Source organism: Clostridium sp. (assembly GCF_030532265.1).
Classification (GTDB): domain Bacteria; phylum Bacillota; class Clostridia; order Clostridiales; family Clostridiaceae; genus Clostridium.
The window spans coordinates 24,268-40,428 of record NZ_JAUNLM010000017.1 but is presented as its reverse complement, the minus strand read 5'-3'; the positions used below and the strand labels follow the sequence as shown (position 1 = coordinate 40,428).

Sequence of the window (16,161 nt, the reverse complement as noted above, 5' to 3'; positions counted from 1 at the left end):
TATGGTATTAAAATATTATCAGTAGAAATAAAAAATATAATTCCACCATCAGAAATTCAAAATGCTATGGAAAAACAAATGAAGGCTGAAAGAGATAAGAGAGCTATGATACTTCAAGCTGAAGGGTTAAGACAATCACAGATTGCTAAGGCTGAAGGAGAAAAGCAAGCTAAAATATTACAAGCTGAAGCTGAAAAGGAAGCTCAAATAAGAAGAGCAGAAGGTTTAAAAGAATCTCAATTATTAGAAGCTGAAGGTAAAGCAAAAGCAATAGAAGAAATAGCAAAGGCAGAATCAGAAGCTGTTAGAAAAATAAACTCTGCTATTATAGAGTCAGGAACTGATGAAAGAGTAATTGCTTTAAAACAAGTTGAAGCTCTTAAAGAGATGGCTAATAATCCAGCTAATAAACTTATTTTACCAAATGAAACTTTATCATCACTTGGAAGTATAGCTGCAATAGGAGAAATGTTAAAAGATAGTAATAATTAGAATAAAATCCCTAGAAATATGAATTTCTAGGGATTTTATATTAACATTGTGTAAAACTTAATTAAATGTTATTGAAAACTTATTAAATATAATCATAAAATTAAAATATCTCAAATTAAGAACATCTTAAGCGAGGAGGACACAATGAAAAAATTTATAATAGTTATGGTCTTAACATTATCTGTTTTTATGTTAGCAGGGTGTGCTGGAGATAATAAAATAAAAACAGATGTAGCTCAAAATGAAGAAATTAACGTAGAAGAAATAGGCAAAGACATATCTTTAAAATTAGAATTACCAGAAACATTAGAAATTAAAAGTAAAATAGATGAATCTAAAAAGGTATCAACTCAATATAAAGATATAAAAGAAGAATTAGAGAAAGATACAAAAGATATAGAAAGAAAAGTTAATGATACAGTTGTTGGGCATACGGAACAAGTTAGTGGCACTTTAAAAGAATTACTTAATAAATAAACTTCTAGAAAAATAACTCTAGGAGTTTATTTTTATATATTGACTTTAATAATTTAGCGTGATAAAGTATTAAATAATAAAAGTTTTAGGAGGAGTTTATGAGGAAATTTTTTATAGAAATATTTATTTGGATATTAGTAATTATAAGTATAATTTTTATAGTTAACTTATTAAATAAAGAGGATAAAACAGAATATAATAACAAAATTATAATTGGATATGATGATACTTTTGTACCAATGGGATTTAAAGATGATAGTGGAAAAGTTGTTGGTTTTGATATAGATCTTGCAAAAGCTGTAGGAGAAAAAATAAATAAACAAATAATCTTTCAACCTATAGATTGGACTACTAAGGAAACAGAACTTAGAAATAAAGATATAGATTTAATATGGAGTGGGTATTCAATAACTAAAGAAAGAGAAAAGCAAGTTGATTTTTCCATTCCTTATATATCAGATAAACAAGTAATAATAGTTAGAAAAAATAGTAATATAGAAGACAAAAAGGATTTAAAAGATAAAAATGTTGGGGTTCAATCAGCTTCAAGTGCAGCAGACGCAATATCAAAAGATAAGAAATTTTTAAATAGTTTAAATAGAAAAAATTATATAGCATATCAATCTAATAATGATGTGCTTATGGATTTAGATGCAAAGAGAATTGATGCTGTAGTTGCTGATGAGGTTCTGGCTAGGTATTATATTAATGCTAGAGGAGCAAATAAATATAGAGTATTAAATGAAAATTTTGGTGAAGAATATTTTGCTGTTGGAATTAGGAAAAATGATGAAAAATTAAAAGAAGAAATAAACAAAGGTTTAAAAGAAGTTATTAAAGATGGAACAGCAAGTACAATATCAAAAAAATGGTTTGGAAAAGATATTATATTAAAGGGAGAATTTTAAGATGAATATAGAAGTATTATTACCACAGTTATTAAATGGATTGAAAATTACATTAAGTATATTTATTTTAACGGCTTTAATTTCGATTCCTTTTGGTATTTTAATATCAATTTTTAGAGAGAAAGCAACAAAAGTTAGTAGATGTATTATAGATACTTATATATTACTTATGAGAGGAACACCACTTCTTTTACAGATTATATTTGTATTTTTTGGACTACCTTTAATAGGAATAAAATTTAATAGATTTGATGCAGCAGTAGTTGCTTTTATTTTAAATTATGCAGCATATTTTGCAGAAATATTTAGAGCTGGAATTGAATCAATAGATGAAGGACAAATTGAAGCTTCAAGTATGTTAGGACTTTCAGAATTTAATATATATAAAAGAATAATTTTACCACAGGCATTTAAAAGGGTTATTCCAGCCATAGGAAATGAAATTATAACCCTTATAAAAGATACATCATTAGTTTATATAGTAGGGCTTCAAGATATATTAATGGTAGGAAAAATTGCTACAAATAGATATGCATCATTATTACCATTGTTGCTTGTAGGAATAGTATATATTTTATTAGTTTTAATCTTAACTAACATATTTAAAGTTTTAGAAAAAAAGTACAATTATTATAAGTAAGGAGAAGATTTTATGTTAAAGGTTGAAAGAATAAAAAAGAGCTTTGGAAATAATAATATTTTTGAAAATTTAGACTTACATATAAAAAAAGGTGAAACAGTTGTTGTAGTTGGAAAATCAGGAGAAGGAAAAACAACATTATTAAGATGTGTAACAGGTCTTGAAAAGTGTGATAATGGAAAAATTATTATAAATGATAAAACTTTCTTTGCTGATGGAAAATATTCAGAAGGTAAATTATTGAAAGAAATAAGAAAGGACATAGGAGTTGTGTTTCAAAATTTTAATCTATTTCCACATATGACTGTTATTGAAAATATAATTGAAGCTCCTATTAAAGTTTTAAAAATGGACAAAGATAAAGCTAAAGCAATGGCTTTAAAACTTCTTGATAATTTATCAATGAATGGAAAAGAAAATAGTTATCCAAATGAACTTTCAGGAGGACAAAAACAAAGAGTTGCTATTGCAAGAGCATTAGCTATGAGCCCTAAAATATTATGCTTTGATGAGCCAACATCTGCATTAGATCCTGAAACAACAATAGAAGTATCTAAGATAATAAAAAAATTAAATGAAGATGGAATATCAATAATGATAATTACACATGATATTGATTTTGCAAACAACGTTGCAGATAGGATTTTAATTATGGAAAATGGTAAGTTAAAATAAATCAGAGTAAAATGATAAGAAATTTTCCAAAATCTATTGACTGAAATAGATAATTAATGTATATTATTAGTAGATAATTATTATTAATTAGAAAGAGGTAGATATTATGAAAATTAATGTTATATATTATTCATCAACAGGAAACACTAAGAAAATGGCTGAATTAATAGCTAGTGGAGCAAAAGAAAATGGGGCAGAAGTAAATTTATTTACTATGGATTCTGCATCAGAAAATGAAATTAAAGATTGCGATATAGTTCTTTTAGGCTCACCAGCTATGGGAGCTGAAAATTTAGAAGAAACAGAAGTTGAACCATTTATCGAATCAATAGAAGGAGAAGTATCAGGAAAGAAAATGATTCTTTTTGGTTCATATGGATGGGGAGGCGGAGCCTTCATGGATGAATGGGAACAAAGAATGGAAGATAATGGAGCGGAACTTTTAGAAAAAAGTGTAGTTGTAAAGGGAGAACCAGAAGGAGAAGATTCAGACAAGCTAGTTGAGTTAGGAAGAAGAATATCAAAATAATAAATATTATTACTTATATAAAAATCACTTTCATGTTTATGGAAGTGATTTTTTATTTTTAAAATTAAACTATTGACAATATATAAAGGATAGAATAAAATATCATTAAATAATGATAATCAATATCAATTAGGAGGTAGAATTATATGAAAGCAAATATAATTTATTGGTCAGGAACAGGAAATACAGAAGAAATGGCAAAATTAATTGCAGAAGGATTAAATGATTCAGGAGCAAGTGTAGAGTTAAAAACTGTTGATAATGCATCAATAGATGATGTTAAAAATTGTGATGTTTTAATTTTAGGTTCACCATCAATGGGAGTTGAAGTTATAGAAGAATGCGAAATGGAACCATTTGTAGAATCAATAGAAGGCGAAGTATCAGGAAAGAAGATGGTTCTTTTTGGTTCATACGGATGGGGAAATGGAGAGTTTATGACAAATTGGGAAGAAAGAATGGAAGGTTCAGGAGCTGAGTTATTAGAAAGAGAAGTAATAGTTAAAGAATTTCCAGAAGGTGACGACAGGGATAAATTAATAGAAATTGGAAAAAGAATAGGTAAAATGTAAGTAAAAGGAGAGTTGAAGATGGAGAATAAAGTTAAATTATTTATGGATAAATTAAATTATGTTAGTGATATTGAATACTTTGATAAATATATGTTATTTTTATTAGCACCAGTAGTAAGTGGCTTTAAGCCATCTTCAACTATAACTTTAAAAAAGAAAAGTAAAGAATATTTAATTTGGAGAAATTATAAAAAAACTTTTATGAATAAGATAGACTTAGATTATATTGTATTAAGAGAAGATGAAAACGCTATTATATTACTTATATATTCAGAGGAAAAATTAAAAAAAGTTATAAGTTCAAAAAAGATAAAAATGTTTTTAATTAAATTAGGATATACAATTAATTTAAATTTTAATATCAAAGATATATTAAATGTTTTAGTTTATAGATATGAAAAGATTCATTGTCCTCATGAACTTGGAATATTTTTAGGGATACCATTAGATGATGTTATTGATTTTATGGAATGTAATAAAAAGAAATGTTTAATATGTGGTTATTGGAAGGTTTTTAATGATTTTGATAATGCAGTAGAAATTTTTAATAATTATAATAAATCAAAAGAAATTGTTTTGAATTGTGGAATATTAGAAATGAAATCAAATAAGATAATAGAAATTCTTAAAAGTAAAGAAGAAATAGCCATATAAATTTTAAAAAATGGTTATAAAATATAAAGAGAGAGGTAAATACTCTCTCTTTATATTTTAGTTTACAAAAAATTAAATTATATATATTAGAAATTAGAGGATAATAATAGATATTAAGAGATATTTAAAGAAATATATGTTAATTTAGATTTAATTAAATTAAATCAAATAAAATGATACCAAGTAGCAATTTAAGAGATTAATATAATTTTCTATTATTATAAATAAAATATATAATTAAAAATAGACTGTATTTAAGGGGGAATTATTAATGAAAAAAAATAAAGATGGAGTAGAAGAAATTTTTCCCCATAGAAATAATTTGAAAATTAGATTAATATGGGAATCTGCACTTATTGGATTAATTGCAGGATTAGTAATTGTTGCAAATAGAGTGCTAGTTGAAAAGTTATCTCCTCTACTAATTAAATTTTACGTTTATGCAAAAGGAAATCCATTAGACATAATTTTAGTTTTTGTAGTTTTAGGAATTATGGGATTTATAGTTGGATGTTTAGTTAAAAAGGATCCTATGATATCAGGTAGTGGTATACCGCAGGTAGAAGGCATACTTATGAAAAGGCTTGAGGCTAATTGGTTAAGAGTTTTAGTTTTTAAATTTGTTGGTGGAACTATGGCATTAGTTGCTGGATTATCAGTAGGTCGTGAAGGTCCATCAGTTCAAATGGGGGCATCAATAGGGCAAGGTTTCTCAAAGGTATGTAAAAGAATAAATATTGAAGATAAGTTTTTAATAACAAGTGGTGCAAGTGCAGGTCTTGCTGGAGCTTTTAATGCTCCTTTATCAGGAGTTATATTTGCATTAGAAGAGGTACATAAAAATTTTTCTCCGTTGGTTTTACTTTCAGCTATGTCAGCCTCTATAGCAGCAGATTTTATGTGTAAAAATTTTTTAGGAATTGAACCTGCTCTAGGTTTTTCAGATGTAAAAGTATTTCCATTAAAATATTATTGGGCGTTAATATTATTAGGAATTATATTAGGAATTACTGGTGCGATTTTTAGCAAAGGAATACTTAAAACACAAGATATATATGGTAAGTTTAAAAATGTTCCAGTTCAAATAAAAGTAATGATTCCTTTCATATGTGCAGGAATAATTGGACTTACAGCACCACTTCTTTTAGGTGGGGGACATATTCTTATTATGAGTCTTGTAAATGGAGGATTCACTATTTGGATGTTACTTTTATTTTTAATTGTTAAATACTTATTTACATTTATAAGTTTCGGTTCTAATTCTCCTGGAGGAATATTCTTTCCATTGTTAGTATTAGGAGCAATAGTTGGAAATATATTTGGAATAGTTGTTTGTAAGGCAGCTAATATACCGGTAATATATATAATTAATTTTATAATACTTGCTATGGCAGGACACTTTGCATCAATAGTTAAAGCTCCTATAACAGGAATTGTTTTGATTACTGAAATGTCAGGATCATTTGAACATTTATTAGCACTTACTGTAGTTGTAATTGCTTCATATGTTACTTCTGATATATTAAAATCAGAACCTATATATGAAAGTCTTTTAGAAAGACGACTTAAAAAATGTGGTAACTTAGATTGTGATAGTGAAGAATGTAAGGCTTATGTTAATAAAACATTATTAGAGGTTTCAGTATTTATGGGAAGTAAAGTTGAAGGTAAATTTATAAAAGATATAGAATGGCCAAATAGATGTCTTTTAGTTGCTATAAAGAGAGGTGGAAAAGAAATTATACCAAAAGGAAATACAAAAATTCTTTCTGGAGATTTTTTAGTTGTTCTTGTAGATGATGATGAAAGAGCAGCATTAGCACTGGAAAAACTTCAAGATTTAGCATCTCATGTTGAATAATTAAAATAGTATAATTTTATATAATAATTTTAATATTGGTACATAATAATAAGGGCTAGAAATAATTTCTAGCCTTTAATTTATGTAATGAGGTGAAATAAATGGCTATACTAATAGATGTTACTAATATTAAAGAAGAAAAATTAGTTAGAAAAGTAGAACTTAATAAATTTTCAATTATAATTACTTTTATAATATTTATATTTATAGTTAAATTATTATTTGAAGTAATAGATAGCTTTTTTTATGTTTATAAAATTTTAGATGAATATTATGATTTTACTATAATACTAATATCTTTAGTATTAACATATAGTTATTCCAAAAATAAATATTTAAAAAAACAACAGTTTAAAAATGGGTTTATTGATTTAAATAAACGGAAAAATAAAGATATTAAAATAGAACCTGCTGTTTTAAGGCGATTAGATAATAAGAATTATATATTAAATAATGTAAAAATATCTTTAAAAAGTGGAATAAATTATATTGATACATTATGTATAAATGATAAAGGGATTTTTATAATATATAGTAGGAGTGATAATGGAATTATAAGAGGAAATGATTTTGATAATAAGTGGGAACTAGAAAATAAATTTGGTTTCAAAAAAATAAATAATCCTATATTTATATTAAAAAAGCAAATGAATAATATTAATGAGTACATAAAAGAAATAGGATATAATATTAAGATAAGGGGGATAATTTATTATTTTGAGGATACAAAGTTAAATATAAAATTAAATAATGAGGATATAAAAATCTTTAATAAAAATACAGATGGAGAATTAACAAAATATATAGAAAAGACAAATTCAAAACATAAAATAAGTTTGAGTGATATTTTAAGAATAGTATCAAAAATAAAATGATTTTACGAATATTAAATTACAAGTATATTCTAATTTATAGTTTATACTTGTAATTTTTTATTTGAAATAAATTTATATTTTATTAAAAAGACAATTAAATTTATTAATACAAAATTATATATTCTTTTGTAAATATTCTAAAATAATTATTTTTATTATTTTAAGAAAATTTCAGGTATAACAGAAGAATTTAAATTAAATTTATGTTTGAATTTTTATTTATTATTAATAAAGTGTCAATTATCAACTCTAAAATGAATCTTATATTATTATAACTTGCAAGTGTATTACATAAAAAATCAAATGTACTGTATGGAAATACAATAAAAAAATTAAAGGATTAATAAAGAAAAATTAAAAAAATGATATTTTATTATTAAATTAATAAAAAATACCCTTATAAAATATATAAATTTTATAAAAAAGTTAATTGAATTAAATAAAATGAAGAAATAACTTGAATTATTTTTCTGTAAATGCTATAATTTTATCATCGATTAAAGAAAGTTTTCAAAAACAAATTGCAAAATTGAAGCAAAAGATAAATGAAAAGGGGAATTTTTATGACAACATTAGATGTACCTGCTACAAAAAGTAGATTAAAACATCCAGCAGGTCTTTACTTATTATTCCTAACTGAAATGTGGGAAAGATTTAGTTATTACGGATTAAGATCACTTTTAATGCTTTACTTAACAGTAAGTCTTGTACAAGGTGGTTTAGGTTATAGTGTAAGTTCAGGGGCTTTTATATATGCTATTTATACTGGATGCACATATTTTACTCCAATTATAGGAGGATGGCTTGCAGATAATTTCTTAGGACAAAAGAAAGCTATATTAATTGGAGCAATTATTATGGCCATAGGTAACTTCTCATTATTTGTTAATGGAAGTAGAGTAGGGCTTTACATAGGATTAGCGTTATTAATTGCTGGTAATGGATTCTTTAAACCTAATATATCAACTGTTGTTGGTCAACTTTATGATAAAGGTGATAAGCGTAAGGATTCAGCATTTACAATATTTTATATGGGAATAAACTTAGGTTCATTAATAGCACCTTTAATATGTGGATTATTAGCAGAAAATATCTTCGCAACAACTTCAAATGGTGTTATGCATTATGGATTTAAATATGGATTTTTAGCAGCTGCTATTGGTATGGTTCTAGGTGCGATTATATTTATGGTATTTTCACCAAAATATTTATCTCATGTTGGGGGAATTAATAAGGAAGAAGCTAAAAATGAAAATAAAAAGGCAAGTAATGAGCCTTTAACTAAGCAAGAAAAAAGAAGAGTATTATCTATAATAATATTAGCAGCATTTGTTATTTTCTTCTGGACAGGCTTTGAGCAAGCAGGAAGTTCATTAACAATGTTTACTCAAAAATTAACTAATAGAGAACTTTTTGGAATGACAATACCAGTTTCATGGTTCCAATCATGTAACCCAATCTTTGTTTTAATACTTTCACCAATATTAGCTAAGTTATGGATTAGATTAGCAAATAGAGATAAAGGTGATTTATCAATACCAGTTAAAATGGGAATGGGTATGATAATATTAGGAATTGGTTTCTTATTTATGGTAGGAGCAGTTATGTCAATTGGAGGCGCTGAAAATCCAGTAGCCAAAGCAAGTATGTGGTGGGTTGTATTAACATATTTCTGTAATACTGTTGGAGAGTTATGTTTATCACCAATTGGTTTATCAATGGTATCAAAACTTGCACCAATTAAGTATGCTTCATTATTAATGGGATTATGGCTTGCTGCAACAGGAGTAGCAAATTTATTAGCTGGTGTTATAGCATCAAGATTAGAAACATTAGGACCTTTAGAAATATTTGGTTCAATATCAGGAGTATGTATAGTACTTGGAATAGTATTATTATTACTTAGCAAGAAGATTACAAAATTAATGAAATAATATTAAAATATAAGGGCTGTTTTACAGCCCTATTTTTTTTGAAATAAATAAGTTTATAGGTAATTATAATATTTATTTATTATAATGTATCGGTACATTTGACAGTTGATACTTTAAAAGCATAACATAAAAGAAGATTAAAAAATAAATGGGGGGAAGTTAAAATGAAAAAAATGAGCACTAAAAAGCTTGTTATGTTATCAATGTTTTCAGCTTTAGTATTTTTAGGAACTTATATTCATATTGAAATTCCAATAGGTGCTGGGATGTCAATGATACATCTAGGAACAACAGTTATATTTATAGTTGCAGTATTAATTGGAGAAAAAGCTTTTATTCCTGCAGCTATAGGTAGTGCACTTATGGATGCATTAAATCCTGCATTTGTACTTTGGACAATTCCTACGTTTATAATTAAAGGGTTAACAGGATATGTTGCAGGTAAGATTTGTTTTATGAATGGTAAAGAGGGGAAAAATATAGTACAAAATATGATTGGTTTTATATCTGGAGGTATAGTATCATTAGTTGGATATTTTATTTTTAATTGGATAATATTTAAGGGATGGCAAGGAGCTGTAACATCACTTCTAACATCAATAACAACAACTACCATAGGAGTAGCTATTGCAATACCTTTATCAATAGCTATAAAATCAGCTAGTAAAATATTTATAAAGCAAATGAATTAATCGGAACGGAGAGATAAATTTTGAAGAAACCTATAAATAGAGCTTTAGTAATACACAGCCTATGTTCTATTGGCAAAGCATCTATTACAAACATATTACCTATAATGAGTATTAGGGGAATAGAGGTTTGTCCTATTCCGACTGTAGTATTATCAAGCCATACAGGTGGTTTTAAAAGTATAGCAAAAATCGATAGTAAAAATTTTATTAAGCAATCACTAGAGAGCATGAATAAAAATAAAATAAATTTTGATTTAACTTTAATAGGTTATTTAGGTAATAAAGAAAAAATAGAACAAGTAGAATTATTTTTAAAAGAAAAAAAGGATGGATTAGTTATATTAGATACTATATTTGGAGATAATAATACTCTTTATAATGGGTTTAACAATGATTATGTAGAAAAGCTAAAGAGGATTTTAAAATATAGTGATTTAATTACACCAAATTTTACAGAAGCACTATATTTGACGGGAAGAAAAGAAAAAGATTTTTTAAATTTTCAAGAAGAAGATATAAAGGATATTTTAAAAGATTTAAGAAAAATTGGAGCTAAAAATATAGTTATAACTTCGGTTCCTTGCAATGATAAAATAGGAATTGCTATTTTAGAAGGAGAAAATTTAAGCATTATAAAGCATGAAAGATTAGAAAAATCTTATCCAGGAACAGGTGACATATTTACAGCAACTTTATGTACTGAATTACTAAAGAAAAACACATTAGAAGATGGAGTTAAAAATTCAGCAGATTTTGTAAAAGGGTGTATAGAATATAGTATTAAATATGACTATGAAGCTAAAGAAGGTGTTTTGTTAGAAAAACAGCTTTATAAGTTATTATGATTTTTATAAAGATATACAATAATCAAAATTGTATATCTTTTTTTATATATTTGATTAAATTATTGCAATATATACAAAATAATTGGTATCATAATTATAAGCGAAAATATTTAAAGTTACAGGAGAATTTAATTATGGAAGAATTGAGAAAAATAGTTGCGGATTATATATTACCTACATTAGGTATAATTATGTTACTTATATATATTTTTGCTTTTAGAAATAAATTAAGCGTTATTTTTTGGAGTATATTTATTATTGATAGAGTAATTGCATTTCTTTTTGAAGGTAAATTTCAAGGATGTATAGATAGTATAGATAATTTATCAAATCAGTTAAATAGGGATAGTACTATTTCTTTAAATAAAGTCACAATTTTATTAATTGGATATGCAGGAATCGGTTTAGTTATTTTAACATATATTTTATTTGTATATACAAGATTATTTGTAATAATAATTTTAGGAGAGGTAATTGATATTATACTTAAAAAAATATTAAATTCAATTAATTAAAAATGAAGTTTACATGATTAAATATAAATTTTTTGAATAACATTAAGCACTATTATAAAATAATAGTGCTTTGTTTTTTTACTTATTATGAAATTTAGAAATATAAAACGTTATTATTAATGTTAAGGCATAATCAAATATAAGAAATGCAATTTGAGCTAATATAATAAGAATCCATATAGGAATATTTAAATTTATAGGTGCTATAAATTTTGTGAATAAAATATAGCCTAAAATTAGCATTATATTTGAAAATGATAATTTTAATAATATTTCTAATGGCATATTTCTTAGCTTTTCAATATAAAACTTAACTAAACCATAAATTCCAAAGTAAAGTATAAAAGGAATCATTATATCTAATGGAACTAAAAAGAACCCTATTATAGATGAAGCTATATAAACAAAGATTCCAACCCGTACATTACTTCTAATAATTGCTATAGGAACAAAACAAGATGAAATTGTAAGAATAGCAAAAGTATTTATTGGTATAAGAATATTAATAAATAATACAATTACAGTTAATGAAGTTAGTATACCACCTAATGCTAAATCTTTAGCTTTTAAATTTTTCATAATAATAAGCCTCCAAAACTTATTAACAGCAACCTATAAGATCGCCACCAAAACATTCACAAAGACTATCTAAACACCAAAGGTTTAAACAACAATTGCAAGCATCTGCATTACCTGCACCAGATGTTCTGTATGGATTTCCATAATTACTAGCTCTCATGTTTATTTGATTTAATACTTGCCTGTATTCAAAGTTATTAGGATCCATATTTACAGCTGTTTGTAGATAATTAACAGCTGAATCATACCATCCTTTTTGAAGATGACACACTCCCATTAAGAAGTTCCATTCAGCATTTCTGTTAGATATTGAATTTAATTTATTTTCAGCTAAAGGTATGTTTCTACTTTGTATAAGTCTTCTAATTTCTTGAAAAGTATATATATCATTGTTACTTTGATTATTATAAGATGAATTGCTATAATTACTATTTGTATTATAGCTTGAATTATTATTTCCTTTTGTTAACATATCATAAGCTGCATTTATTTCTGTAAGCTTTTCTTGTGCTAAATCTTTTAGGGGATTATCACCATATTGATCTGGATGATATTGTTTTACAAGCTTTCTATATGCACTTTTAATTTCCTCTTGTGATGCTCCTTCTTTTAAGCCAAGTACTTCATAAGGATTCATTTAAATTTCACTACCTTTCTTTTTACACTTACATTTATTTGTTATATTAATGTATTTATCCATCATACCTAGGTCAATTATATTTTCTAAAATCTCTCTATTTTTATTAAGAGGAAGTTTAGATAAAATTTCTCTACAAGTATATGCTGAATTAAAAATACTAAATTCAATTCTTTTTTTTATTTCTTTTAGTAATTCATCATAAGTTAAGTTAGTTTTGTTGTATAAAAAATTTATTGGATTAAATTTTTTATCTTTCATATCTTTTTCTAAATCATCTAAAGCATCTATTAAATATATCCACTTACCCAAAGAATAGCCAAAAGTATAAAGATTTTCCCTTAAAGTTAATGAATCTTCTTTAAACTTATAAGGAAATTCTTTAAGAATAATACCTACAATTTTACTGAAAGGGTCACATATTTCATCTATAGAAACAAAGTTTCTATCATTTTCAAGTTTTGTGAGGTATTTTAAATTTTCCTCAATAGATAAGTTTATTTTTTTTATAGAAGATGTAAATTTTTTATGATAAGGTTTCATAATATTAAGGAAAAATTTACTCTTTAATGAATTATCATCATAAACATCATCTAATAATTTATAATAAACTAAAGCTACATTCATAGTAGCTGCATAGTTTAACGCAGTATTATTTAATAAAATTGGCTTTTTTTTTGTAGGATGAGCCATACATCTTTTTAATTTTAAATCTAATTTTTCATTCATTAATCCATCTAAAAGTAGTGCCAAGAAAGTCATATCATAATTTAAAGATACTCTAGGAATGTTTCCATAAAGATTTTTAATGCTTAAACAAACTCCGCAATAATAACTTTTAAATTGATTATATTCTCTAATTTTTAATTCTGGTTTTAGAGGAGTTACATAACCAAACAATAAAAACGCTCCTTTAAAAATATTTATTATATTTACTATTATTAATTTATAAATTTTATAAAGCAATATAGCTAATATAGATACTTCAAGTTAAATATTAAACTTAAAATTTAATATTATAAAGTTATTATACAATAAGTTTAATATTTAAAACAGTATTTATAATTCACAGAAAATTTAAATTGAAATTTTAAGTTTATTTAAAACTTTATAAAATTTTAATCAAAATATTTGGATGTTAATACATATAATGGTATAATAAAAATAAATGACTAATAGTCATATAAGGGGGGATAATATTGAAGAATTTTGGGAAGTGGATTTCTAATCACACAAAAACAGTTTTAATAGTAACTGCAGTATTAATAATTCCAGCTATTTTTGGTTTTATAAATACGAAAATAAATTATGATATTTTAAGTTACTTACCACAGAATTTAGATTCTACAAAAGGTCAAAAAGTACTTGATGATGTTTATTCAGATGCTGCAACTTCAATGCTTATAATTGAAGGCATGCCAAATAAGGATGTAGTAAAACTTAAGGAAAAAATTAAAAATATTGAAGGTGTGGAAAATGCTATTTGGATAGATGATGCACTAGACATATCAGTTCCTAAAGATATGTTACCAGATGATGTTAAAAAACAAATGTTTAATGGTGATTCAACTATGGTCATTATAAAATATAATGATTCAGTTGCATCAGAAAATACATTAAATGCAATTGAAAAAATAAAATCAGTAACAAATAACCAGTGCTTTTTAAGTGGTATGTCAGCGATTCTTAAAGATACAAAAGATTTGGCTGATAAAGAAACACCGTTTTATGTAATATTGGCAGTAATAATTTCTTTAGTAGTTTTATTAATTTCTATGGAATCTACATTTGTACCTATAATATTTTTAGTATCAATAGGAATTGGAATACTATTTAATCTTGGTACTAATATAATATTTGGTGAAATTTCCTATATAACTAAAGCTTTGGCGGCTGTACTTCAACTTGGAGTTACTATGGATTACTCAATATTTTTAATGCATAGGTATGAAGAAGAACTTACAAGGTTTGAGAATAGAAAGCAAGCTATGGCAGAAGCAATTCAAACAACAATGCTTTCAATATCAGGATCATCATTAACTACAATAGCTGGTTTCTTAGCTTTATGTGCTATGGACTTAACTCTTGGAAGAGATATTGGTTTAGTTATGGCTAAGGGTGTTGTAATTGGAGTTATATGTTCAGTAACAGTATTACCTGCATTAATCCTTACTTTTGATAAATTAATTCACAAATATAAACATAAAACTATAATTCCTAATTTTGATAATTTATCAAAAGTTGTAACAACTCACTATAAAGTTTTTATAGCAATATTTTTTATACTTTTAGTTCCAGCTATATATGGTTCAAATAATGCAAAGGTTTATTATAATTTAGATGAAACTTTGCCAAAGGATATGCCATCTATAGTAGCAACAAATAAATTAAAAGATAAGTTTAATATGATGACAACACATTTTATTTTAGTTAATGAAAATGTAAAACCATATAAGGTTAAAGAAATAACAAAGAAAATAGAGGATGTTAAAGGAATAACATCAGTAATATCTTATGACAAATTAATAGGTCCAGCAGTTCCAGAAGAATTTATTCCTAAAAATATAAGGGAGATATTTAAAAGTGGTGGATATAATCTTATACTTGCAAATTCAGAATATAAGGCAGCAAAAGATGAAGAAAATAAACAAATTGATGAAATTATAGATATCGTTAAAAGTTATGATAAAGGCGCTTTAGTTGCTGGTGAGGGACCTCTTACAAAGGATTTAATAACAACTTCAGATAGAGATTTTAAAATGGTATCAGTATATTCAATAATAGCAATATTCTTGATAATACTAATAGTATTTAAATCAATATCAGTACCAATACTTTTAGTTTCTGCTATAGAATTTGCTATTTTTATAAATATGGGTATTCCTTATTATACTGGAAATGAAATTCCTTTTGTAGCTAGTATAGTAATTGGAACAATACAACTTGGAGCAACAGTTGATTACGCAATTTTAATGACATCTAGGTTTAGAGAAGAACTTAGAAAGGGATATGAAAAACATGAAGCTATACTTATAGCGGTAAAAGGATCAGCAAAATCTATTGTTACATCTGGACTTACTTTTTTTGGAGCAACAGGAGCTGTAGCAATGGTATCAGATATGTCATTAATTAGAAGTCTTTGTTTTTTAATTTCTAGAGGAGCTTTAATTAGTATGGCAGTAATTCTTTTAATATTACCATCTTTATTATTAGTTTCAGAAGGAATAATAAACAAAACATCATTAAAATGGCGTGGTTAAAATTTATAAGTCAGGG

The 16,161-nt window shown here is 25.4% G+C and carries 18 protein-coding genes; 15 read left to right on the top strand and 3 right to left on the bottom strand.

What is annotated here, in order from left to right; translation table 11 throughout:
• From Q4E08_RS05800 to Q4E08_RS05735, 14 genes are all read left to right on the top strand, one after another.
• Positions 1-492, top strand: a 492-nt coding sequence (locus Q4E08_RS05800) for an SPFH domain-containing protein (protein ID WP_303129307.1), incomplete at its 5' end; no start/stop codon positions are given.
• Between the two features lie 144 nt (positions 493-636).
• Positions 637-969, top strand: a complete 333-nt coding sequence (locus Q4E08_RS05795) for a hypothetical protein (RefSeq protein ID WP_303129306.1) — start codon at positions 637-639, stop codon at positions 967-969.
• A gap of 98 nt (positions 970-1,067) precedes the next feature.
• Complete coding sequence (locus Q4E08_RS05790; protein WP_303129305.1) at positions 1,068-1,877, top strand: amino acid ABC transporter substrate-binding protein; 810 nt, start codon at positions 1,068-1,070, stop codon at positions 1,875-1,877.
• A gap of 1 nt (position 1,878) precedes the next feature.
• Complete coding sequence (locus tag Q4E08_RS05785; protein ID WP_303129304.1) at positions 1,879-2,517, top strand: amino acid ABC transporter permease; 639 nt, start codon at positions 1,879-1,881, stop codon at positions 2,515-2,517.
• A 12-nt stretch (positions 2,518-2,529) separates the two neighbouring features.
• On the top strand, positions 2,530-3,192 hold the full coding sequence (locus Q4E08_RS05780) for an amino acid ABC transporter ATP-binding protein (protein ID WP_303129302.1): 663 nt from the start codon (positions 2,530-2,532) through the stop codon (positions 3,190-3,192).
• Positions 3,193-3,295: 103 nt separating this feature from the next.
• Complete coding sequence (locus Q4E08_RS05775; protein WP_303129313.1) at positions 3,296-3,721, top strand: flavodoxin; 426 nt, start codon at positions 3,296-3,298, stop codon at positions 3,719-3,721.
• 146 nt (positions 3,722-3,867) lie between these two features.
• Positions 3,868-4,293: a flavodoxin gene (locus Q4E08_RS05770; protein WP_303129300.1), complete on the top strand. Its 426-nt coding sequence runs from the start codon at positions 3,868-3,870 to the stop codon at positions 4,291-4,293.
• Positions 4,294-4,311: 18 nt separating this feature from the next.
• Positions 4,312-4,947 (top strand): DUF3793 family protein, encoded by a 636-nt coding sequence (locus Q4E08_RS05765; RefSeq protein WP_303129298.1) that lies wholly within the window; start codon positions 4,312-4,314, stop codon positions 4,945-4,947.
• 271 nt (positions 4,948-5,218) lie between these two features.
• Entirely contained in the window at positions 5,219-6,808 is a 1,590-nt protein-coding gene (locus Q4E08_RS05760) for a ClC family H(+)/Cl(-) exchange transporter (protein WP_303129297.1), read from the top strand.
• Between the two features lie 101 nt (positions 6,809-6,909).
• On the top strand, positions 6,910-7,683 hold the full coding sequence (locus Q4E08_RS05755) for a nuclease-related domain-containing protein (RefSeq protein ID WP_303129295.1): 774 nt from the start codon (positions 6,910-6,912) through the stop codon (positions 7,681-7,683).
• Between the two features lie 563 nt (positions 7,684-8,246).
• Positions 8,247-9,617 carry a peptide MFS transporter gene (locus Q4E08_RS05750; RefSeq protein WP_303129294.1) on the top strand — a complete coding sequence of 457 codons (1,371 nt, stop codon included), beginning with the start codon at positions 8,247-8,249 and terminating at the stop codon, positions 9,615-9,617.
• A gap of 164 nt (positions 9,618-9,781) precedes the next feature.
• On the top strand, positions 9,782-10,309 hold the full coding sequence (locus tag Q4E08_RS05745) for an ECF transporter S component (protein WP_303129292.1): 528 nt from the start codon (positions 9,782-9,784) through the stop codon (positions 10,307-10,309).
• Positions 10,310-10,329: 20 nt separating this feature from the next.
• Entirely contained in the window at positions 10,330-11,154 is an 825-nt protein-coding gene (locus Q4E08_RS05740) for a pyridoxamine kinase (protein ID WP_303129291.1), read from the top strand.
• A gap of 134 nt (positions 11,155-11,288) precedes the next feature.
• Complete coding sequence (locus Q4E08_RS05735; RefSeq protein ID WP_303129289.1) at positions 11,289-11,669, top strand: hypothetical protein; 381 nt, start codon at positions 11,289-11,291, stop codon at positions 11,667-11,669.
• Between the two features lie 78 nt (positions 11,670-11,747).
• On the opposite strand, the gene Q4E08_RS05730 is transcribed toward Q4E08_RS05735, so the two are convergent.
• The 3 genes from Q4E08_RS05730 to Q4E08_RS05720 are packed head-to-tail and all read right to left on the bottom strand — an operon-like array spanning position 11,748 to position 13,785.
• Positions 11,748-12,248 carry a hypothetical protein gene (locus Q4E08_RS05730; RefSeq protein ID WP_303129288.1) on the bottom strand — a complete coding sequence of 167 codons (501 nt, stop codon included), beginning with the start codon at positions 12,246-12,248 and terminating at the stop codon, positions 11,748-11,750.
• 22 nt (positions 12,249-12,270) lie between these two features.
• Entirely contained in the window at positions 12,271-12,885 is a 615-nt protein-coding gene (locus Q4E08_RS05725) for a J domain-containing protein (RefSeq protein WP_303129286.1), read from the bottom strand.
• Positions 12,886-13,785 (bottom strand): DUF5685 family protein, encoded by a 900-nt coding sequence (locus Q4E08_RS05720; RefSeq protein ID WP_303129285.1) that lies wholly within the window; start codon positions 13,783-13,785, stop codon positions 12,886-12,888. It lies immediately after the preceding gene.
• Positions 13,786-14,084: 299 nt separating this feature from the next.
• On the opposite strand from Q4E08_RS05720, the gene Q4E08_RS05715 reads away from it, so the two are divergent.
• The gene (locus Q4E08_RS05715; RefSeq protein WP_303129283.1) at positions 14,085-16,145 is read left to right on the top strand and encodes an RND family transporter; all 2,061 of its coding nucleotides are present in this window, start codon (positions 14,085-14,087) and stop codon (positions 16,143-16,145) included.
• The last annotated feature ends 16 nt before the right edge of the window (positions 16,146-16,161 follow it).